At 71.4% G+C, this 20,753-nt stretch carries 14 protein-coding genes, 1 tRNA gene and 1 pseudogene; 7 read left to right on the top strand and 9 right to left on the bottom strand.

From position 1 onward, the window contains the following. The first annotated feature begins 123 nt into the window (after positions 1 to 123). The 3 genes from pepN (at position 124) to ACZ4QV_RS28990 (ending at position 6,485) form a co-directional block, all read left to right on the top strand. Entirely contained in the window at positions 124 to 2,760 is a 2,637-nt protein-coding gene (pepN, locus tag ACZ4QV_RS29000) for an aminopeptidase N (RefSeq protein ID WP_361636799.1), read from the top strand. 495 nt (positions 2,761 to 3,255) lie between these two features. Then, on the top strand, positions 3,256 to 4,962 hold the full coding sequence (locus ACZ4QV_RS28995) for a pyridoxal phosphate-dependent decarboxylase family protein (RefSeq protein ID WP_361589211.1): 1,707 nt from the start codon (positions 3,256 to 3,258) through the stop codon (positions 4,960 to 4,962). Beyond that, positions 4,959 to 6,485, top strand: coding sequence for a lysine N(6)-hydroxylase/L-ornithine N(5)-oxygenase family protein (locus tag ACZ4QV_RS28990; protein ID WP_361142693.1), 1,527 nt, complete (start codon positions 4,959 to 4,961; stop codon positions 6,483 to 6,485). The genes ACZ4QV_RS28995 and ACZ4QV_RS28990 overlap by 4 nt, the downstream gene beginning before the upstream one ends. A 74-nt stretch (positions 6,486 to 6,559) precedes the next feature. Here ACZ4QV_RS28990 and ACZ4QV_RS28985 read toward each other — a convergent pair whose 3' ends face one another. Then, a complete protein-coding gene (locus tag ACZ4QV_RS28985) occupies positions 6,560 to 8,365 on the bottom strand; it encodes a bifunctional metallophosphatase/5'-nucleotidase (protein ID WP_361636793.1) in 1,806 nt (601 codons plus the stop codon). Positions 8,366 to 8,638: 273 nt separating this feature from the next. Between ACZ4QV_RS28985 and ACZ4QV_RS28980 the strand changes: the two genes are divergently transcribed. Beyond that, positions 8,639 to 9,349, top strand: a complete 711-nt coding sequence (locus ACZ4QV_RS28980) for an SIMPL domain-containing protein (protein WP_361636790.1) — start codon at positions 8,639 to 8,641, stop codon at positions 9,347 to 9,349. Between the two features lie 145 nt (positions 9,350 to 9,494). Next, complete coding sequence (pyk, locus tag ACZ4QV_RS28975; protein ID WP_361636787.1) at positions 9,495 to 10,931, top strand: pyruvate kinase; 1,437 nt, start codon at positions 9,495 to 9,497, stop codon at positions 10,929 to 10,931. Positions 10,932 to 10,953: 22 nt separating this feature from the next. Here pyk and ACZ4QV_RS28970 read toward each other — a convergent pair whose 3' ends face one another. The 3 genes from ACZ4QV_RS28970 to ACZ4QV_RS28960 form a co-directional block, all read right to left on the bottom strand. Further along, positions 10,954 to 11,727 carry a transcriptional regulator gene (locus ACZ4QV_RS28970; protein ID WP_361142684.1) on the bottom strand — a complete coding sequence of 258 codons (774 nt, stop codon included), beginning with the start codon at positions 11,725 to 11,727 and terminating at the stop codon, positions 10,954 to 10,956. Between the two features lie 23 nt (positions 11,728 to 11,750). Continuing rightward, on the bottom strand, positions 11,751 to 12,524 hold the full coding sequence (locus tag ACZ4QV_RS28965) for a helix-turn-helix domain-containing protein (RefSeq protein ID WP_361636784.1): 774 nt from the start codon (positions 12,522 to 12,524) through the stop codon (positions 11,751 to 11,753). 109 nt (positions 12,525 to 12,633) lie between these two features. Then, positions 12,634 to 12,706: transfer RNA gene (locus ACZ4QV_RS28960), tRNA-Leu, on the bottom strand. A gap of 99 nt (positions 12,707 to 12,805) precedes the next feature. Here ACZ4QV_RS28960 and ACZ4QV_RS28955 point away from each other — a divergent pair. Beyond that, a complete protein-coding gene (locus ACZ4QV_RS28955) occupies positions 12,806 to 13,495 on the top strand; it encodes an ANTAR domain-containing response regulator (protein ID WP_361142679.1) in 690 nt (229 codons plus the stop codon). Positions 13,496 to 13,498: 3 nt separating this feature from the next. Here ACZ4QV_RS28955 and ACZ4QV_RS28950 read toward each other — a convergent pair whose 3' ends face one another. From ACZ4QV_RS28950 to ACZ4QV_RS28940, 3 genes and pseudogenes are all read right to left on the bottom strand, one after another. After that, positions 13,499 to 17,044 (bottom strand): BTAD domain-containing putative transcriptional regulator, encoded by a 3,546-nt coding sequence (locus tag ACZ4QV_RS28950; RefSeq protein ID WP_467763588.1) that lies wholly within the window; start codon positions 17,042 to 17,044, stop codon positions 13,499 to 13,501. 36 nt (positions 17,045 to 17,080) lie between these two features. Further along, positions 17,081 to 17,359 (bottom strand): annotated as a pseudogene (locus ACZ4QV_RS28945) (AfsR/SARP family transcriptional regulator); the annotation flags it as partial. Next, complete coding sequence (locus ACZ4QV_RS28940) at positions 17,349 to 18,224, bottom strand: AfsR/SARP family transcriptional regulator (RefSeq protein ID WP_361589221.1); 876 nt, start codon at positions 18,222 to 18,224, stop codon at positions 17,349 to 17,351. The gene ACZ4QV_RS28940 and the pseudogene ACZ4QV_RS28945, both read right to left, overlap by 11 nt. Before the next feature lie 436 nt (positions 18,225 to 18,660). On the opposite strand from ACZ4QV_RS28940, the gene ACZ4QV_RS28935 reads away from it, so the two are divergent. Then, positions 18,661 to 18,858, top strand: coding sequence for a hypothetical protein (locus tag ACZ4QV_RS28935; RefSeq protein ID WP_361142671.1), 198 nt, complete (start codon positions 18,661 to 18,663; stop codon positions 18,856 to 18,858). 206 nt (positions 18,859 to 19,064) lie between these two features. Here ACZ4QV_RS28935 and ACZ4QV_RS28930 read toward each other — a convergent pair whose 3' ends face one another. Then, the gene (locus ACZ4QV_RS28930) at positions 19,065 to 19,787 is read right to left on the bottom strand and encodes an ABC transporter ATP-binding protein (protein WP_361142669.1); all 723 of its coding nucleotides are present in this window, start codon (positions 19,785 to 19,787) and stop codon (positions 19,065 to 19,067) included. After that, positions 19,784 to 20,752, bottom strand: a complete 969-nt coding sequence (locus ACZ4QV_RS28925; RefSeq protein WP_361142666.1) for an ABC transporter ATP-binding protein — start codon at positions 20,750 to 20,752, stop codon at positions 19,784 to 19,786. Before ACZ4QV_RS28925 ends, ACZ4QV_RS28930 begins: the two co-directional genes overlap by 4 nt. Position 20,753: the final 1 nt, after the last annotated feature.

Here is a 20,753-nt window from a genome sequence, read left to right as displayed (position 1 = left end):
AGGGCACGCCGCCACGCACGCGGGGCACGCCCGGGGCACGCGCGGAGCACCGAGGGGCCCGGCCGGACCGGGAAAATCACGGGTCGAGTGCGCGGTGTCAGTGCCGTACGGCAGCATGAGCACATGCCCGCACTGACGCGCGACGAGGCGCAGACCCGAGCCCGACTCCTCGACGTCCACCGCTACGTGATCGACCTCGACCTCACCCACGGCCCCGAGCACTTCGTGTCCCGCACGGCCGTCCGCTTCAGTGCGCGCACCCCGGGCGACACCTTCATCGACATCGCACCGCACGAGCTGCGCTCCGCCACCCTCGACGGCCGCCCCCTCGACCCGGCGACCCTCGACGGCAACCGCCTGCCGCTCACCGGCCTCACCGAAGGCGACCACGAACTCCGCCTCGAAGCGACCATGCCCTACTCCCGCACCGGCGAGGGCATGCACCGCTTCACCGACCCCGCCGACGGCGAGACCTACGTCTACACCCAGTTGTTCCTGGACAACGCCCAGCGCGTCTTCGCCGCCTTCGACCAGCCCGACCTGAAGGCCGTCTTCGACCTGAGCGTCACCGCACCCGGCGGCTGGACCGTACTGGGCAACAGCACCGCCACCCGCCAGGACGGCGAGGCGAACCACGTCGTCCTCGCCCCCACCCCGCCCATCAGCACCTACCTCGTCGCCGTCGCGGCCGGCCCCTGGCACACCGTCCGCACCGAACACGCCGGACTGCCCTTCGGCATCCACTGCCGCAGCTCCCTGGCCCCCCACCTGACCACGGACGCCGAAGAGATCTTCGACATCACCCGCCGCTGCTACGACCGCTACCACACCCTCTTCGACGAGCCCTACCCCTTCGACTCCTACGACCAGGCCTTCGTCCCCGAGTTCAACGCCGGCGCCATGGAGAACCCCGGCCTGGTCACCTTCCGGGAGGAGTTCGTCTTCCGCTCCGCCGTCACCCACGCCGAGCGCCAGACCCGCGGCCTGGTCATCGCCCACGAGATGGCCCACATGTGGTTCGGCGACCTGGTCACCCTCCGGTGGTGGGACGACATCTGGCTCAACGAGTCCTTCGCCGAGTACATGAGCTACCAGGTGCTGTCCGAAGCCACCGGCTACACCGACACCTGGACCGACTTCGGCATCGCCCGCAAGGGCTGGGGCTCCGACGCCGACCAGCGCCCCTCCACCCACCCCGTCGCCCCCGCGGACGTGCCCGACACCGACTCCGCCCTCCTCAACTTCGACGGCATCTCCTACGCCAAGGGCGCCTCCGCCCTGCGCCAGCTCGTCGCCTGGATGGGCGAGAAGGACTTCCTCGCCGGCGTCAACGACCACATCACCCGACACCGCTTCGGCAACGCCACCCTCGCCGACTTCGTCGACTCCCTCGCCCAGGCCACCGACCGGGACGTACACGCCTGGGCCGAGAACTGGCTGCGCACCACCGGCATCGACACCCTCACCCCCGTCGTCGGCACCGCACCCGGCGGCGGCTGGACACTCCGCGTCGACCGGGACGGCAGCCGCCCCCACCACCTCACCGCGGGCCTCTACGACCGCGACCCCACCGACCCCACCCGCCTCGTCGCCCGCGACCACCTCACCTGGGACATCCCCGCAGCGACACCCCAGGACCCCGGCACCGCCACGGCCGCCGACGCGCCGGGCACCTCCGCGGCTCCCGGTGCGTCCGGCGCCACACGGGCCGCCGGCACCAACTCCACCGGCGCGCGGGACGGCGCCCCGCAGCGCCTCCACACCGCCCCCGGCCCCCGCCCCGCCCTGGTCCTCCTCAACGACGGCGACCTCACCTACACCAAGGTCCGCCTCGACCCCACCTCCTGGGACACCGTCCGTACCGCCCTCTCCGGCCTGCCCGACGCCCTCACCCGCGCCGTCGCCTGGAACGCCGCCCGCGACATGGTCCGCGACGGCGAACTGCACCCCACCGCCTACCTCGACACCGCCCGCGCCCACCTCCCCTACGAGACCGACATCGCCATCGTCTCCGGCGCCCTCGCCTTCGCCCGCGCCCAGATCGCCGACCGCTACCTCCCCGCCGCCGACCGGCCCGCCGCACTGAACAGCCTCAGCACCATCGCCCGCGACATCCTGCGCCGCACCGAAGGCTCCGAGAACGGCGACGGCCAAGGACTGCGCCTGGCCGCCGTCCGCACCTTCATCGACAGCGCCACCACCCCCGACGGCATACAGGACTGGCTCTCCGGCGGCAGCGTCCCCGGTGGCCCCGCCCTCGACCCGGAACTGCGCTGGCGCATCCTCGGCCGGCTCGCCGTCCTCGGCGCCACCACCCCCGCCGCCATCGAGGACGAACTGGCCCGCGACCCCAGCGCCACCGGCCGGCAGGGCGCCGCCACCTGCCACGCCGCCCTGCCGGACCCGGCCGCCAAACAAGCCGCCTGGGACGCCCTGTTCGCCACCGACGAGCACACCGACCTGTCCAACTACCTCTTCAACGCCACCGCCGTCGGCTTCTGGGCCCCCGAACAGCTCGATCTCGTACGCCCCTACGTCACCCGCTACTTCCCCGCAGCCGTGGCCCTCGCCGCCCGCCGCGGCCCCGCCCTCGCCGACTCCGCCGGCCGCTACGCCTTCCCCACACCGCTGGTCGACACGGCCACTCTCCAACTGGGCGAGGAGTGCCTGCGCACCGCCGACCCGTCCCCGGCCCTGCGCCGCAAGCTCATCGACCAACTCGACGATCTGAGGAGGGCGCTGCGGGTACGGGGGGAGTGACGGCGCGGCGCGCGGTGGCGGCGGGCCGACGGGCTCGGCGAGCTTCGGCAGGCTCGACGGATTCGACGGGTCCGGCGGATTCGGAAGGCGCGGCGAGACGCGCGGTCCGGCGGCCTCGTCAGGCCCGGTAGGTCCGGCGGGGCCGCCGGGGGAGTGACGGCCGCCGAGCCCGCCGGGACGCGAGCATCGCCGGGGCGGCGCCGGGCCCCGCGGAGACGAGCGCGTACAAGAGGAAAGGTTCCGTCACGCGCCGGCCCCGCTTCCGCCCCCAGCCCCGGCCGCATCCGCTCCCGGCCCCGGCCGCATCCGGTCCCTGCGCGCCCCCGACCCCCGCCCGCAACCCCTACGGACTGCATAGCAGGCAATCCGATCACCGCCGCCCCACCCAGCACATGGGTACCCCTTTCGGGTTGAGCTCGCCCAGCTCGGCAGGTACGCCACCCGGCCCCGGCCAGTCTGTGGTGTGCCCGCTGTCGCGCACCCGAAGGACCGCCCATGAACACCCCGCCCCTCGCCGGCGGAGCCGCAGGCCCCGATGCCCTGCGCCCCCTCCTCGGCACCGTCCTCGACGCGCTGCGCGACGGTGCCGAAGCCCGGGGCGGCCCCCTGCCCGCCGGGGGCCCCGGCCGTGTCGCCGCACGGCTGCGGGAGGCCACCGGGCCCGTCCTCCCCGAGACCGGCCACGGTCCGCACGAAGCGCTGCGCGCCCTCGTCCGCGCCCTGGCCGAAGGCGCGGCCGACCCGGCCGACCCGCACTGCGCGGCCCATCTGCACTGCCCGCCGCTGGCCCTCGCCGCCGCGGCCGAGCTGGCCGCCGCCGCCCTCAACCCGTCCATGGACTCCTGGGACCAGGCCCCGGCGGCCTCCGCCCTCGAAGCCCGCACGGCCCGCGAACTCGCCGCCCTCGTCTACCCGTACGGACCGGACGGCCCTGCGCACCCCCACGGACCGGACGCCTCCGCACCCCCGTACAGGCCGGGCGGCCCCACACCCCCGTACGGACCGCACGCCTCCCCGCCCCCGTACGCCCCCGCACCCCCGTACGCCCCCGTCGGCCCCCCTCTCCCATACGACCCCGACGGCTCCCCCCACCCGTACGGCCCCGGCACCTCCCCGAGCGCCGGACAGCCGCACGCCTCCCACGCGCTCACGGACCACCCCAGCCCCTACCGGCCCGGCACCCCCGCGAACCCCGGACGTACACACGAGGACGAACAGCCCGACGCCCTCGTCACCACCGGCGGCACCGAGTCCAACCAGCTCGGCCTCCTCCTCGCCCGCGAACACGCCCGTACCCGCCACACCGAACCGCTGCGCGTCGTCTGCGGCGCCAACGCCCACCACAGCGTCCACCGCGCCGCCTGGCTCCTCGGCCTCCCAGAACCTCTCACCCTCCCCACCCCTGACGGCACTCTCGACCCCCACACCCTCCACACCGCCCTCACCGACCTCTGCCACCCCGGCAGCCCCGGTGCCCCCACCGTCCCCGTCCTCGTCTGCGCCACCGCGGGCACCACCGACACCGGCGCCATCGACCCGCTGCCCGCCCTCGCCGACCTCACCCGCACCCACGGCGCCCGGCTCCACGTCGACGCCGCGTACGGCGGCCCGCTCCTCTTCAGCGCCACCCACCGCCCCCTCCTCGACGGCCTGCACCGCGCCCATACCGTCACCCTCGACCTGCACAAACTCGGCTGGCAACCGGTCGCCGCCGGCCTCCTCGCCGTCCCCCGCGCCGCCGACCTCGCCCCGCTCACCCACCGCGCCGCCTACCTCAACGCCGACGACGACACCGAAGCCGGCCTCCCCGACCTCCTCGGCCGCTCCCTGCGCACCACCCGCCGCCCCGACATCCTCAAGATGGCCGTCACCCTCCAGGCCCTCGGCCGTACGGGCCTCGCCGACCTCGTCGACCGCACCCTCGCCGCCGCCCGCACCTTCGCCGGCCTCATCGACGACCACCCCGCCTTCGCACTCCACTCCCACCCCACCCTCAGCACCGTCCTCTTCCGCCCCACCGGCGCCGACGACACCACCGTCGCCACCATCCGCCGCCGCCTCCTGCACCAGGGCCGCGCCGTCCTCGGCCGCGCCGCCACCCCCACCGGCCTCTGGCTCAAAGCCACCCTCCTCAACCCCTACACCACCACCGACGACCTCGCCTCGCTCCTCAAACTCGTGGAAGGCCACACCCCCCGATGAGCACCACCCCCCACCCCGAAGCCATCACCCTCCAACTCCCGTCCCCGGACCCCGGACGCCCCGCCCACACCGGCCTCCGCACCGCCGCCACCCGGCCCCCCGACCCCGAACCCGCCACCCCCCGGCCGCCCACCGACCCCGACACCCCCCTGGACCTCGCCGGCATCGGCATCGGCCCCTTCAACCTCTCCCTCGCCGCCCTCGCCCAGCCCCTCACCCACCTGCGCACCGCCTTCTACGACCAGCGCCCCGCCTTCCGCTGGCACCCCGGCCTCCTCATCGAGGACGCCACCCTCCAAGTCCCCTTCCTCGCCGATCTCGTCACCCTCGCCGACCCCGCCAGCCCCTGGAGCTTCCTGAACTACCTCAAGTACCGGGAACGCCTCTTCCCCTTCTACTTCGCCGAGCGCTTCCACATCCACCGCGCCGAATACGACGCCTACTGCCGCTGGGTCAGCGAAAACCTCCCCGGCCTGCACTTCCGCCACCAGGTCGACGCCGTCCGCTGGAACAGCGACCGCGCCTCCTTCGAGGTCGACTACACCCAGCTCGGCGACGACGGCGAAGCCGAAGCCCTCGGCCGCACCCATGCCCGCAACCTCGCCCTCGGCATCGGCACCGTCCCCCACGTACCCGACCCCCTCAAACCCCTCGTCGACGCCCCCGCCGTCCCCGTCCTGCACGCCGCCGACTACCTCGCCCACCGCGAACGCCTGCTGGCCGCCGACCACATCACCGTCGTCGGCGCGGGACAGTCCGGCGCCGAAGTCTTCCTCGACCTGCTGCGCTCCCGCCCCACCGGCCGCGAAGGCCTCCACTGGCTGGCCCGCACCGCCGCCTTCGCCCCCATGGAATACAGCAAACTCGGCCTCGAACACTTCACCCCCGACTACACCCGCTACTTCCACGCCCTCCCCGAACCCGTACGCGACCAGCTCCTCCCCGGCCAGTGGCAGCTCCACAAGGGCATCGACCACGCCACCCTCGCCGCCATCCACGACGAGCTCTACCGGCGCACCCTGCACGGCGGCTGGCCCGACGCCACCCTCACCCCCGGCGTCACCGTCCGCACCGCAGGACGCGTCGGCACCACCAAGGTCGAACTCCACCTCGACCACCCCCACCAGGGCGCCCGCTCCCGCCTGACCACCGACGCCGTCGTCCTCGCCACCGGCTACCGCGAAGGCCGCACCGACACCCTGCTCGCCGCCCTCGACCCCTACATGCGCCGCGACGCCGCCGGGCGCCCCCGTATCGACGCCGACCAGCGCCTCCTCCTCGACCCCTGCGTCACCGGCTCCGTCTACGTGCAGAACGCCGAACACCACACCCACGGCGTCGGCACCCCCGACCTCGGCCTCTCCGCCTGGCGCAGCGCCACCATCCTCAACTCCCTCACCGACAGCACCACCTATTCCCTCCCCTCACGCACCGCCTTCACCACCTTCGGCCTGCGCCCCTCCCCGCCCCGCAACCTCACCGACATCCCCCGCCCCAACTCCACCCTCATCGAGAACCCCTGACCCACCCGGCCCAGGCTCCGCCCCTACGGACACCTGGGCCGCCGCACACCGCGCCGGATCAGCGCACCCCGGGGTCAGAACACCGGCACCCCGTCCCGGGTCAGCCGCCAGTCCTCGGCCGCGAACCGCGCCGGGTCGATCTCCCCGGTCTCCTTCACCCACCCGATGATCACATTCCGGATCTCCTCCGACGTCGACCACACCTGCGGCGCCTTCGCCACATGGGGGAAATTGCCGCCGCCGCTCGCCCGGTAGTTGTTCACCGCCAGCACGAACCGCGCGTCGTCCGCCACCGGCTTCCCCTCGAACGACAGTTTCCCGATCCGCCGCCCCGGCTCCCGCGCGATGTCGATCTCGTACGAGACACCGCTCACCGCGTCGTAGTTGTAATCCGGAATGCCGTCCGCATTCGTCAGCCTCGCCGGATCGACCGGACCGCCCGCCGGCGTCCGCACGTAATACCGCGCGGAGAACTCCAGATACTCCCGCAACTGCTTCCCGGTCAGCACCCGCGCCTCCAGCGTATTGTCGAACGGATACAACGCCGCCATCGACCGGATCGTCACCTCACCCGCCGGAACCGCCGCCGACCGCGAGAAGCACGAAGCCTGCGACAGCACCGGCAACTTCGCGTACGCACCACCCGCCAAAGCCTTCCGCACCGCCTCCGCCTGGACGAACGCGATGAAATCCAGCACCGGCGTGTCCCGGTACGGCGCCTGCGCCGCGGTCATCTCCGCCTTCGACCGCCCGATGACCTGATTGACGTACGCCACCACCTTCCGCTGCTCGGCACGCAGCAGCCGAGTGATCCGCGCATCCTCCGGCACGGTATTGGAATTCAGCACCTTCGCCGACACCGAATCCACCGACCAGCGCCCCCGCGACCGCACCAGCTCGAAGTCGAACACCGTCAGCCGCTGCCCCCACTTCAACGGCTCCGACAGCACCACCGTGCGTCCGGTCCCGCGGTTCACCACCCGCCGCTCCGGCACCTCCACATGCGCGTGCCCCACCAGAACCGCGTCGATCCCCGGCACCCGCTCCGCCACCAGGGCCGCCGCGTTCTCCACGTGCGGCAACTGGTCCCCGTACGACGACGTGCCGCTCGTCCCCGAATGCGCCGACACGATCACCACGTCCGCGCCCATCGACCGCAGCTTCGGCACCCACTTCGCCGCCTGCTCCTCCAGCCCCGGAAACGCCAGCTTCCCCTGCACATGCGCCTTGTCCCAGATCGCGACACCCGGATTCGTCAGCCCCAGCACCGCCACCTTCACCTGACCACCGCACGGCGTACGGAGCCGCTTCATCCAGTACGGCGGAAAAGCCGGCCGCAGCGACTTCGCGTCCACCGCGTTCGCCCCCAGCAACGGGAAGTCACAATGCTCCTCGAACTTCCGGAGCACCCCCAGGCCGTAATTGAACTCGTGATTGCCGAGCGCCGCCGCGTCGTAACCGATGGCGTTCATCGCCTTCGCCATCGGATGCACCGGAGCGTTCGGACCCGTGATCGGATCGACCCTCGCGTAGTAATACGCCAGCTGCGTACCCTGAATCGTGTCACCCGCGTCGATCAGCAGCGTATTGCGCGCCCCCTTCTCCTCCCGTATCCGCCGCACCAGCGTGGAAATCTTCGCCAGCCCCACATCGTTGTGGTCCTTGTCGTCGAATTCCGCGTCGGCCGCGTAGTCCCAGTTGAAGACATTGCCGTGCAGGTCCGTGGTCCCCATGACCGTGAAGGCGTAACGCCGCGCGGACCGTGCCCCACCGCCGGACACCGGTGCGGCCGCCGCCGACGGCGCCCCCGTACCGATGAGCGCGGCCCCCGCGCCCGTGGCGACCGAACTCCCCAGAAACTTCCTACGGCCGAGCGGCATGAACATCTCCTTCGACGAAACACGGCGGCAGCGGACATCGGCGACGGCGACGGGCCCCGGCGGCAACGCGACGGGACCATCGCCCACCGGGACACTCCGACCACTCCGCCCACCACAACACTCCGACCACCGCGACACTCATGGACAACGCGCGTAGATTCTGACTCAGCAGCCCCACCCGCAACAGTCCCCACAGGTTGCGATCAGATGACCGCCCGGCCCTTCCCCCGGCCCTTCCCTGACAAACACCCCGCCCCGTGCCAGGCTGCCCCCATGACCGACCCCGACACCCGGCCCGCCGCCCTCCCGTACGGCACCCCCGACGCACCCCGCCTCGCCGTACGCGGCGAAGCCCGCATCGAGGCCGACCCCGAGATCGCCCGTATCGACATCACCGTCCAGGCCCGCGGCACCGACCGCACCGCCACCCTCAAGGACCTCACCCACCGCAACGACCAGGTCCTCACCCTCGTCAAGAGCTACGGCGACGCCGTCGAGAAACTCGACACCGGCGCCTTCTCCGTCACTCCCGAAATCACCGCCAAAGGCCGCCACGAACGCGTACGCGCCTACCACGGACGCGTCCGCATCACCGCCACCCTCGCCGACTTCACCGCCCTCGGTGAACTCACCACCCGCCTCGCCGACCTCGACCTCACTCGCGTCGACGGCCCCTGGTGGGCCCTGCGCCCCGACTCGCCCGCCCACCGCGAAGCCCGCCGGCAGGCCGTGCGTGAAGCCGTCCAACGCGCCCGCGAATACGCCGAAGCCCTCGGCGCACGCCTCGACGCCGTCCTCGAACTCGCCGACACCGGCGCCGACGACGCCACGCCGATGCCGCTGCCCGGCGGCGCGTTCCGGTCCGTCGCCTACGGGGGAGCGGACGCGGCCGAAAGCGCCCCCGCTCTCGACCTCGAACCCGCGCGCCAAGAGGTGTACGCACAGATCAACGCCCGCTTCACGATGACCCGCCCCGTCCTGTGACCCGAGCGCTGCGACGTTCGCTTATCCGCTCATCGGAGCACCGGCGCGCGCATTCAACTACTTGTCAAGAGCCTTTCACGTAAAGGCCGTTGGGCAGTCACTTCCCCACAGTTCCCTACCTATGAGTAGGTCGTAGGGTCGAAGCATGCGCCGAGCAAAGATCGTCTGCACACTGGGACCCGCCACCGACTCGTACGAGCAGATCAAGGCACTCGTCGAGGCCGGCATGGACGTGGCCCGCTTCAACCTCAGCCACGGCACCTATGCCGACCACGAGGCGCGGTACGAGCGGGTACGCAAAGCATCCGAGGAGACCGGCCGCAGCGTCGGCGTCCTCGCCGATCTTCAAGGTCCGAAGATCCGACTCGGCCGGTTCCGCGAAGGCCCCGTACTTCTCGAACGCGACGACGCCTTCACCATCACCGTCCGCCCCGGCGTCGAAGGCGACCGCCACTGCTGCGGCACCACCTACGAAGGCCTCGCCGACGACGTCACCCCCGGCGAACGCATCCTCGTCGACGACGGCAAGGTCACCCTCCAGGTCACCGACGTCCGCGACACCGAGGTCCACACCAAGGTCGTCGAAGGCGGCATGGTCTCCGACCACAAGGGCCTCAACCTCCCCGGCGTCGCCGTCTCCGTCCCCGCCCTCTCCGAGAAGGACTGCGAAGACCTCCGCTGGGCCCTGCGCATCGGCGCCGACATCATCGCCCTCTCCTTCGTCCGCAGCGGCGACGACATCGACGACGTCCACCGCATCATGCGCCAGGAGAACTGCTTCCGGCCCGTCATCGCCAAGGTCGAAAAACCTCAGGCCGTCGACGCCATCGACGACATCGTCGCCGCCTTCGACGGCATCATGGTCGCCCGCGGCGACCTCGGCGTCGAAATGCCCCTGGAAACGGTCCCGATCGTCCAGAAGCGCGCCATCAAACTCGCCAAACGCAATGCGAAGCCGGTCATCGTCGCCACCCAGATGCTCGACTCCATGATCGAGAACTCCCGGCCCACCCGCGCCGAAGCTTCCGACGTCGCCAACGCCGTCATCGACGGCACCGACGCGGTGATGCTCTCCGGCGAGACCAGCGTCGGCAAGTACGCCACCGAAACCGTACGCACCATGGCCCGCATCGTCGCCGCGGCCGAGGAAGACATCCTCACCAAGGGCCTGCCCCCGCTCACCGACCGCAACAAGCCCCGTACCCAGGGCGGCGCCGTCGCCCGCGCCGCCGCCGAGATGGGCGATTTCCTCGGCGCCAAGTTCCTCGTCGCCTTCACCCAGTCCGGCGACACCGTCCGCCGCCTCTCCCGCTACCGCTCACCCATCCCCCTCCTCGCCTTCACCCCCGAACCGGCCACCCGCTCCCAGCTCAACCTCACCTGGGGCGTCGAGACCTTCCTCGGCCCCAAGGTCGACTCCACCGACGAAATGGTCGCCCAGGTCGACGAAGAACTCCTGCGCATCGGCCGCTGCGAACGCGGCGACGTCGTCATCATCACCGCCGGCTCCCCACCCGGCGTAGCCGGCTCCACCAACCTGGTCCGCGTCCACTACATCGGCGAGGACGACTTCCCGAAGTAACCCGTCATCCGCGGACGGCACTTCAGTACTTTGGCCCGACGTGCACATCCATCAGCGCCACAGAGGCACGGCGGGCCACCGACACGTTCTGCGCGCGGCGGCTGTGACGGGCCTGACGCCACGCCACACCCACCGCGTCCAGCGTGTCCGTACAGAGCCGGACGATGTCTGCGGACGCATTGGTGAAGAAGTAGCGCGGATACTCGTACCGCTTGCGCTCGCCGCCCACGAGGCGGGTCGCCCAATTGGTGATCCGGCAGCCGTCGGAGTGGAAGAGGCCACGGAGGAAATCCCAGGGGTGGGCGTCGACGACGTGCTGCTGCCAGGGTTCCAGGACGATCGGGCGGTCGTGCTTCTTACCGGGCCCGTGCTGCGGGAAGAGACAGGGCCAGTGCGCGCTGTAACAGGACACCATGACGCAGCCCTGCTTACGCACCAGGCAGACGCTGTTGCCGGTTCCCGCACGCAGTACAGCCGTACGGCAAGCATCGATGAGGCCCGGCCACGCATCCGCACACGCGATCCGCATGACGAAGCCGCCGCGCGGGTGCGGACTGATGCAGCCGTCCCCCAGGTAGAGCCCGAGCAGATACGCGTACGCGGCGGCGTCGGCGGGCGGCCGCGGCACACTCGCGCACCGGACGCACTCCGTCCTCGGGCGGGCGAGCGGCTCCAGCCTGACCCGCCACTCGCGCATCGCCGACCGCGATATCCCGGTCTCCTTGCTGACGGAGTTGAGGCTGCGCCCTTGGGCCAGGAGGGCCAGGGCGCGTTTGCGGGTGGCGAGGTCGTACACGGTCGTGTTCCGCCTTCGGGGGATCAGTACTTCGGGCCGATGTGGGTGTCCATGAGTGCCACGGAGGCGCGCTTGGCCACGGAGATGTTGAACGGGGCGTCGAACTTCGGGGTGGCCTTCCATTCGATGCCCACGGCCGTCAGGGTGTCGGAGCAGATCCTCAGGATGTCCTCGGACTTGTTGGTGAAGAAGTAGCGCGGGTATTCGTACCGCTTGGACTGGCCGCCGACGAGCTGACTGGTCCAGTTGGTGACCCGGCAGCCGTCCGAGTGGATCAGGCCGCGGATCAGTTCCCACGGGTAGGCGTCGACGATCTCCTGTTGCCACGGCTCCAGGACGATGGGCCGCTCGTGCTTCCTGCCGGGGCCGTGCTGGGGAAACAGGCACGTCCAGTGCCGGGTGTAGGACTTCACCTCCACGCACCCCGTCTTCTGGCGTCGGCCGGTGGACGGCATGGCCATCACTTTGCGCATGGCCTCCTCGGCCTCGTCGACGAGGCCGGGCCAGGCACCACCGCAGTAGACGGACAAGTGGTGCTGTTTCGATTTCGAGACGGTGTGGCCGTCGCCGAGATAGAGGCCGAGTAAGTACGCATAGGCCCTGCGGTCGAAGGGCCGGGGAACGCAACGGGGGCAATCGTGGGCGCGCTCGAACGGCTCGCCGCGGCGCTTGCGGTCTTCGTGGCGCCACCAGCCGACGGTTCCGCGCGGGACGCCGAGTTGCTGCGCCACCACGCGATTGGTGACGCCCTGCCGTAGGGGAGTCAGAGCTCGCTGACGCGTATCAAGGTCGTACATGAATACGAGCTTGGCGGGATGGCTGCCCGAGCGGACTGATTCGCTACTGCGTTCACCGCGTAGAGTGAAGATCGCCAACCGCTGGATTACCTTCGAATCGAAGGTAAAGTGCCCTGGGTGGGATTCGAACCCACGCTGTCGGTGGTTTGAGCACCGTGTCTCTTCCGCTGGACTACCAGGGCTTACCTTGAAAACCAAGGCTAGCGGAGACCCGCCGTGCCTCAAACATACAGGAGATAGGTAGGCTCATGGGGCACCACCTGCCTGGAACGAGGAGACCCGTGAGCGCCGCCGAGCCCGAGCAGCCCGTCGCCGAGGACGATCAGTCGCATGTCCCGCCGCAGACGACCCGTGTGGTCATTGCCGAGGACGAGGCCCTCATCCGTCTCGATCTCAAAGAGATGCTGGAGGAGGAGGGGTACACCGTCGTCGGCGAGGCCGGGGACGGGGCGAAAGCCGTGGAGCTGGCGCGGGAGCACCGGCCGGACCTGGTGATCCTGGACGTGAAGATGCCGGTCCTCGACGGGATCTCCGCCGCGGAGCAGATCGCCGAGGAGAGCATCGCGCCGGTGCTGATGCTCACCGCGTTCTCGCAGCGCGAACTGGTGGAGCGGGCGCGGGACGCCGGGGCCATGGCGTACCTGGTCAAGCCGTTCAGCAAGAGCGACGTGGTGCCGGCGATCGAGATGGCGGTGAGCCGTTTCACGGAGCTGAAGACGCTGGAGAAGGAGGTCGCCGACCTCACCCAGCGGCTGGAGACCCGCAAGCTGGTGGACCGGGCGAAGAGCGTCCTGCAGACGCAGTACGGGCTGACCGAGCCGGCCGCCTTCCGCTGGATCCAGAAGACGTCGATGGACCGCCGGCTGTCCATGCAGCAGGTCGCCGAGGCCGTCATCGAGGACGCCGAGGAGAAGAAGCAGCAGAAGGACCAGCAGAAGGACAAGGACAAGAAGGCCAAGGAAGGCGAGTAGCGGTCAGGGCAGGCGCGCGGCGGCGGGGGTGCGCGGTGCCGGGAGGCCGAGCAGGACGCGTACGTCGTCGGCCTCGGGGACGCGCAGCGTCGTGAAGAGCCGTAGCGCCTCCTCCCAGGTGACGTGCGCGCGTTCCGGCCGGCCGGCTGCCCGCAGGGCGTGGCCGAGGGTGACGAGGACGGTGGCGCGTCGCCAGGTGCCGCCGTTGATCCGGAGAGTGCTGAGGGCGTCTTCCGCGTGGCGTGCGGCTTCGCGGGGCTGTCCGGCTTCGAGGAGGGCTTCGGCGAGCCGGTAGAGGGTGAGCCCGGCCCACAGGCTCTGGCGTTCTTCGTGGAAGAGCGCCAGAGCTTCGGCGTACCGGGACCGTGCCGCGTCCGGTCTGCCCGCCGCGGCCAGGGTGACTCCCGTCGTGTACAGGCCGTGGGCCAGCCGGACGGAGGCGCCGAGGGCGCGGTAGTGGCGGAGGGCGCGGTCCGCGGCGGCCAGGGCTTCCCGCTTGCGTCCGAGGCCGAGCAGGGCGCGGGACTGATGGGCGAGTGCCGCCGCTTCGCCGTACCGGTCGTCGTCGTGCCGGAAGGCGTCGAGGGCCTGGGTGAAGTAGGTGAGCGCGGCCGTGAGGCGGTGGGCGGTCAGTGCTTCGACGCCGCGGAGGTTCAGGGCTCGCCCGCGTACGACGGGGTCGTCGGCGAGCTGTCCGAGGGTGCGGGCCGCGCGGGACTGGATCTCGGCTTCCCGGAAGCGGCCGAGCCGGGCGCGGGCGCGGCTGAGGAGGAGGCGGGCGCGGGCTTCCGCCGGGGTGTCTCCTGCTTCCTGGGCGGCTTCGGCCAGGGTGTGGGCGGTCTGCTCGTACTGGGGGAGGAGGACGGCGGAGCTGAGCAGGTCCTGGGTGAGGAGGAGCAGGTCGGTGGCCGGGCGCAGCTCGTGGGGGCTCCGTCCGGGGGCGGCGGCTTGGCGTGCGGCGGCCAGGAGATTGGAGCCTTGGGTGAACACCCAGTCCAGTGCGGCGCTGCGGCTGGGGAAGACGGTGCCGGGCCGGGTGGCCGGGGTGAGGTGGTCGAGGAGCCGGTCGCCGGGGCATTTGAGCTGGTGGGCGTCGGTGGCGGTGGCGAGGTAGTGGTGGAGCAGCCGGGTGCGGGCGGCTTCGCGGGCCGGTGGGGGCTCGTCGCGTCCGGCGCGGGAGCGGGCGTAGAGGCGTACGAGTTCGTGGAAGCGGTAGTGGCCGGGGGCGGCGGACTCCAGGAGGGATGTGTCGACGAGGGATTCGAGGAGTTCTTCGGTGGCGTCGGTGCTGTTGGCCTTGTCGGAGTCGGAGTCGGAGTCGGAGTCGGCGTGCGCGTCGGTGTCGAGTAGGGCGGCGGCCGCGGGGAGGGAGATGTCGGGGCCGTCAGCGAGGCCGAGGAGCCGGAATGCCTGTGCCTGCCGGGGTGTCAGTCGTCGGTAGGTGAGTTCCAGGGTGGATGCGACGGCGAGGTCGCCGGTGCGCAGTTCGTCGAGGCGGTGGCGTTCGTCGGCGAGTTTGGCGGCGAGTACGGAGACGGTCCAGGTGCGGCGGGCGGCGAGCCGGGCGGCGGCGATGCGGATGGCGAGCGGTAGGTACCCGCAGGCGTGGACCACGTTCCTGGCTGCTTCGACTTCTGTGGCGACGCGCTGTTCGCCGACGATGCGGGTGAAGAGGGTAAGTGCCTGGTCCGGGGGCATCACGTCGAGGTCGACGAATTGGGCGCCGTCGAGGCCGACGAGGTGGGAGCGGCTGGTGACGAGGGCCGCTGAGCCGTTGGTGCCGGGCAGGAGGGGGCGGACCTGGGCGGCGTCGCGGGCGTTGTCGAGCAGGACGAGGACGCGGCGGTCGGCGAGGAGGGCGCGGTAACGGGCGGCGCGTTCGTGGACGCCGTCGGGGATGTGGGTTTCGGGGGTGCCCAGGGCGCGAAGGAAGGACCCCAGGACGGCTTCGGGGGCGGTGGGGGCATGGGTGGCCTGAAGGTCGACGTAGAGCTGGCCGTCGGGGAAGTGGTCGCGGACGAGGTGGGCGACGTGGACGGCGAGGGTGGTTTTGCCGATGCCGGCCATGCCGCTGATGGCTGAGACCGTCGTGGATGGGCCTTGGGCGGAGATGAGCTGTTCACCGAGTTGGGCCAGGGTGGCTTCGGGGGCGACGAAGTCCGGGACGGTGGCGGGCAGTTGCAAGGGGATGACGGGGGGCGGTTCGTCGGTGTTCGGGGGCGCGGGGAGGCCCAGTTCGGGATCGGCGGTCAGGATGCGCTGGTGCAGGGCGGCGAGGGTGGGGGAGGGGTCGACGCCGAGTTCGTCGGCGAGCAGGCGGCGGGTGTCGGCGAAGACGGCGAGCGCTTCGGCCTGTCGGCCGCTGCGGTACAGGGCGAGCATGAGGAGTTCGCGGAGGCGTTCGCGCAGGGGGTGTGCGGCGGTGAGCGCGGTGAGTTCCGGGACGGCTTCGGTGTGGTTGCCGAGGTCGAGGTCGAGTTCCAGGCGCGTCTCCAGGAGGGAGAGGTGCCATTCCTCCAGGCGGGTGCGCTGGTTGTCCGCGTAGGGGCCGGTGAGGTTGGCCAGTGGTTCGCCGTCCCACAGGGCGAGGGCGGAGTTCAGGAGGTCGCGGGCCGCGCAGCGGTCACCGGCGGCGCGGGCGTTCTCGGCTTCGGCCGCGTACCTTTCCGCGTGATCGAGGTCGAGGTCGAGCGGCTGGTTGCGCGACCCGCGCAGTGCGTAGCCGCCGGACTCGGCGACCAGGAGGTCCGCGTCGGCTCCGAGTGCTTTGCGGATGCGGGAGGCGTATGTGCGGAGGGCCGCGAGGGCGGCGTGCGGTGGTTCTTCGCCCCAGAGGGCGTCGACGAGTTCGGCCGCGGTGGTGGTCCGGCCGCCGCGAAGCAGCAGGGTGGCGAGGAGGGTTCGCTGCTGCGGGGAGCCGGTCGCGAGTGGTGTCGCGCCGCGCCAGGCGCGTACGGGCCCGAGGACGGTGAAGCGGACGGAGTTCTGGTGGGGGTCGGGTGCGCTGCGGTTCGGTGGGGGGCTTTTGACGGGGGGCGGGGGGGCCTGAGTGGTGGCGGGGTGGGGTGTGGCGGTGGTGATCGGCGGGGCGGGTGTGGTCGGGGGCGTTGCGTCGTTCTTGATCGCGGTGTGGAGTACCTGGAGGCGGGGTGGCAGGCTGGTGCCGTGTGCCGACTCCAGGGCCGCTCCGTAGCGTTCGAGGACGCGCAGGGCTTCGGCGGTGCGGTCGGTCCTGTGGAGGGCGGTGGCGAGGTGGGCGTGGAAGGTCTCGTCGTGGGGGTGTTCGGTTACGAGGGCGCGCAGTTCGGGGATGGTGCGTGCGGCGTGTCCGGTACGGAGGTCGGCTGTGATGCGCAGCCCGAGGGCTTCGGTACGCAGGTCATCCAGGCGTTGTATGTGGGGGGTGAGCCCGGTGCCGGTGGCGAGGCCGGCGAGGGCCGGGCCCCGCCAGATGGCGAGGGCGTCGGTCAGCAGGGTGTGGGCGACGGCGGGGCGGTCTTCGGTCAGGTGGACCCTGGCCTTGTCGACGGCGGTGACGAAGCGGCTCAGGTCGATGTGGTCCGCGGGAAGGTGCAGGGCGTAGCCGTCCTGCGCCCAGGTGAGGAGCCGGCGTCCGGTGCCGTGGCCGGCGGTCTTGTCGAACTGCCGGCGGATGCGGTGGACGTGGGTCTGTATCTGTTCTCTGGGGGTGGCGGGTGGGTCGGTGCCCCAGATGTCCGTGGTGAGGGCGGGGAGGGGGACGGTCTGGCCGTGGTGCAGCAGCAGGGCTGCGAGCAGTGCCTGCTGGCGGATGGCGGACGGGGTGATGTCGACGCCGTCCAGGGTGAGCTGAAGTGGTCCGAGGACCCGCGCTTCAAGATCCATCGCGTCGGTCCGCGGTGTCGTGAAGGGCGGCGTCGTACAGGGCTGCGTGATGCGGGGCGGTGCCGTGTGGAGCCGTGTCGTGGAGCGCGGTGCCGTGCAGGAGGGCCGCGTGGGCGTGTGCCAGAGCGGGCGGCCGGATGCCGTCGGTGCGGTGCCGTCGTTCGAGTTCTTCGCCGAGCAGGCGCGTGGCGCGGCTCTCCGCTCCGCCCGCGCACAGGGCGCGGGCCAGGGCGACGACGATGCTCTCGTCGTCGGGGTGCCGGTCGCGCAGGTCCTGGAGGGCGAGGGTGGCGCGGGTGACCGCTCCGGTGGCGAGCAGCGCGGTGGCCCGGCGTTTGCCGGTGTCCAGGTGGATCTCGGTGAAGGTGCGCCGGGTGGCGCGTACGAAGGCGGAGGGCTGGAGGCCGGTGAGGGGTTCGCCGCGCCACAGGGCCAGTGCCGCGTCGAAACGGGCGAGGGCGCCGTGGTGGTCGCCTCGGGCCTGGTGGTCGGCGCCGTCGTCGGCGAGGTGGCGGAAGCGGTCGGTGTCCACGTGGCCGGGGGCGACGTGGAGGACGTAGCTGACGTTCTCCGGGGTGTGGCCCGGGTGGGTGGCCAGGCGTGCCGGGTGCTCGCGGCCCGGGCCTTCGTACCGCGCCAGGGTGCGGCGCAGGTGGTGGATGTGCAGGTGGATCGCGGAGATCGCCGATGCGGGTGGCGGGCCGGGCCAGACGCGTTCGCGGAGCGCGGCGACGGTGAGGGCCTGTCCGGGCTGGAGGAGCAGGGCGGTGAGGACGGCTCTGCGCTGCGGGGGGCCCAGTGCGACGGGCGTGCCGCCGTAGTGGGAGGTCACCGGCCCCAGCAGGCCGAAGCGGAGCGTTGCCATGTCGGTGTGCCCCTTCCGGTGCTCCAGTGCGCTGTACGCGCTGCCGATGAACTTAACAGTGCATTCAGTGGACGTTAAGTGAGCGTGGATCAATGCTGGTTGGAGCCTTGGTCGGGGCGGTATAAAGGGGGTGTGTGATGCGTTCATCGTTCGTTTACAGGGTGCATCCACTCTTGCATGACAGCGTCCTGAGACTCATGCCTGGTCCGGCGCGCTTTCGGCGGGGCCCCGGGGGTGGTAGCCCGGGAGCCCTGCCTCGCCGTTTTTCTTTCCCAACTGTGGCCCATGGGGCGCGGTTTGGGCTACCGTCGTTCCGACTCTTCGCGTCGCCGTGTTCCGGCCGCGGGCTCCCTTACCACGGGCCTGTCCGGAGCGTTCCGCGGTCGTGCGCCGAGGTCGCCCGCTGGACTAGGCATGGTCGAAGGGAGAGTGCGTCATGCACTCGGATGTCTGGATGTGGCTTGCCGCCGGGGTGGTGGTGACGCTGGCCTTCTTCGGGCTGGTCGCCTACCTCGTACGGGAGTTGAAGTCGACGCGTCGGCTGCCGGCGGTGCTCGCGGCCGTCGCGGTTCTCATCGGGGCGCTGCCGGCGGTGCTCTACGCGCTGTATCACGCGGTGGTGGCGACTCTGTAGGGCCCGGGGCCGGGTGGGGCTCCGGGCCGGTGTTTCTTCGGCCGGAGCCCCGATCGCCCACAGTCCTGGACCCCCGCAGTCCCGAACCCCCGCAGTCCCGAACCCCCGCAGTCCCGAACCCCGCTGCCCCGGAACCCCGCAGCCCCGATACCCCGAACTCCCGCACCCCAGGTACCCCGAACTCCCGTGTCCCCGGCCCGCCTTCCTCAGTCCTCCCCCAGATAGGCCTTGCGCACGGACTCGTCGTGCAGAAGTTCCTCCCCGGAACCGGACAGGACGACGGTGCCGGTCTCCATGACGTGGCCGTGGTCGGCGAGAGAGAGCGCGGCCTGGGCGTTCTGTTCGACCAGGAGGATGGTGGTGCCCTGGGCGCGCAGTTCGCGGATGGTGTCCATGATCTTCTGCATCATGATGGGGGACAGGCCCATGGAGGGCTCGTCCAGCATCAGCAGTTTGGGCCGGGACATCAGGGCGCGGCCCATGGCGAGCATCTGCTGTTCGCCGCCGGAGAGGGTGCCGGACGCCTGGCGGCTGCGTTCGCCGAGGATGGGGAAGAGGTCGTAGACGCGCCGGATGTCGGCCTCGATGCCGTCCGGGTCCTTGCGCAGGAACGCGCCGAGCTTGAGGTTTTCGGCGATGGTCAGACGGGGGAAGAGGCGGCGGCCTTCGGGGGAGTGGGCCAGGCCGCGTTCGACGATCTTGTGGGCGGGGACGCCGGTGAGCGGCGCGCCGTCGAAGGTGATCTTCCCGGTGAGGGGTTTGAGGAGGCCGGAGAGGGTGCGCAGGGTGGTGGTCTTGCCGGCGCCGTTGGTGCCGATGAGGGTGACGACCTGGCCGGCCTCGACGGTGAAGGAGATGCCTTTGACGGCTTCGATCTTGCCGTAGGCGACGCGCAGGTCCTCGACCCGGAGGAGCGGGGATGTGGTCATCGGGCGTCTCCTTCCGGGGCGGGGCCGCCGGGTGCGGAGTCGCCCGGCGGGCGGTCTTCGGGCGGGGAGTCGGCGCGGGGGGCCTCCTCCTGGGCGGCGGGGCCGTGGCCGGCGGCGCGGGCCTGTTCCTCCGCGGCCCGTACCTCGGCCGCCTCTTCGGCGCCGGGTGCGTCCTCGAAGGGCGTGCCGAGGTAGGCGGCGACGACGCGTTCGTCGGCCTGGACGGTTTCGGAGCTGCCTTCGACGAGTTTCTCGCCCTGGACGAGGACCGCGACGCGGTCGCAGAGGTTGAAGATGAAGCGCATGTCGTGCTCGATGACGAGGACGGCGGTGCCCTGGTCGCGGATGGCGAGGACGAGGTCGCGGGTGGCGCGGGTCTCCTGGGGGTTCATGCCGGCGGTGGGTTCGTCGAGGAGGAGCAGGCCGGGGTCGCTGGCGAGGGCGCGGGCGATCTCCAGCTTGCGCTGTTCGCCGTAGGGCAGGTTGCGGGCGAGGTGGTCACGTTTGGCGGCGAGGCCGGTGAACTCCAGGAGTTCCATGGCGCGTTCCTCGGAGGAGCGTTCGGCCTTGCGGAAGCCGGGGCCGCGCAGGAGGGCGGACCAGAGCCCTTCCTTGGTGCGGGTGTGGCGGCCGACGAGGGTGTTCTCCAGGACGGTCATGTTGGCGAAGAGGCGGATGTTCTGGAAGGTGCGTGCGACACCGGCTTTGGTGACGAGGTGGGGTTTGCGGGAGAGGCGGGTGCCTCGGTAGCTGACGGTGCCTTCGGTGGGGACGTAGAGGCCGGTGAGGCAGTTGAAGAAGGTGGTCTTCCCGGCGCCGTTGGGGCCGATGAGGCCGACGATCTCGCCGGCCCGGACGGTCAGGTCGACGCCGCGTACGGCGGTCAGTCCGCCGAAGCGCATGGTGACGCCGGCGGCTTCGAGGACGGTGTCGGCGGTGCTGGTGGATGCCGTGGGTGGGGTCATG

This window comes from Streptomyces sp. NPDC026394, from assembly GCF_055567735.1.
Note: the sequence above shows the minus strand (reverse complement) of the source record. Positions and strands in the feature narration are given on the sequence as shown.

Coding starts and splice junctions, on each gene's coding strand:
- pepN (WP_361636799.1), top strand. CDS start 124: ATGCCCGCACTGACGCGCGACGAGGCGCAGACCCGAGCCCGACTCCTC.
- ACZ4QV_RS28995 (WP_361589211.1), top strand. CDS start 3,256: ATGAACACCCCGCCCCTCGCCGGCGGAGCCGCAGGCCCCGATGCCCTG.
- ACZ4QV_RS28990 (WP_361142693.1), top strand. CDS start 4,959: ATGAGCACCACCCCCCACCCCGAAGCCATCACCCTCCAACTCCCGTCC.
- ACZ4QV_RS28985 (WP_361636793.1), bottom strand. CDS start 8,365: ATGCCGCTCGGCCGTAGGAAGTTTCTGGGGAGTTCGGTCGCCACGGGC.
- ACZ4QV_RS28980 (WP_361636790.1), top strand. CDS start 8,639: ATGACCGACCCCGACACCCGGCCCGCCGCCCTCCCGTACGGCACCCCC.
- pyk (WP_361636787.1), top strand. CDS start 9,495: ATGCGCCGAGCAAAGATCGTCTGCACACTGGGACCCGCCACCGACTCG.
- ACZ4QV_RS28965 (WP_361636784.1), bottom strand. CDS start 12,524: ATGTACGACCTTGATACGCGTCAGCGAGCTCTGACTCCCCTACGGCAG.
- ACZ4QV_RS28940 (WP_361589221.1), bottom strand. CDS start 18,224: ATGGCAACGCTCCGCTTCGGCCTGCTGGGGCCGGTGACCTCCCACTAC.
- ACZ4QV_RS28935 (WP_361142671.1), top strand. CDS start 18,661: ATGCACTCGGATGTCTGGATGTGGCTTGCCGCCGGGGTGGTGGTGACG.
- ACZ4QV_RS28930 (WP_361142669.1), bottom strand. CDS start 19,787: ATGACCACATCCCCGCTCCTCCGGGTCGAGGACCTGCGCGTCGCCTAC.
- ACZ4QV_RS28925 (WP_361142666.1), bottom strand. CDS start 20,752: ATGACCCCACCCACGGCATCCACCAGCACCGCCGACACCGTCCTCGAA.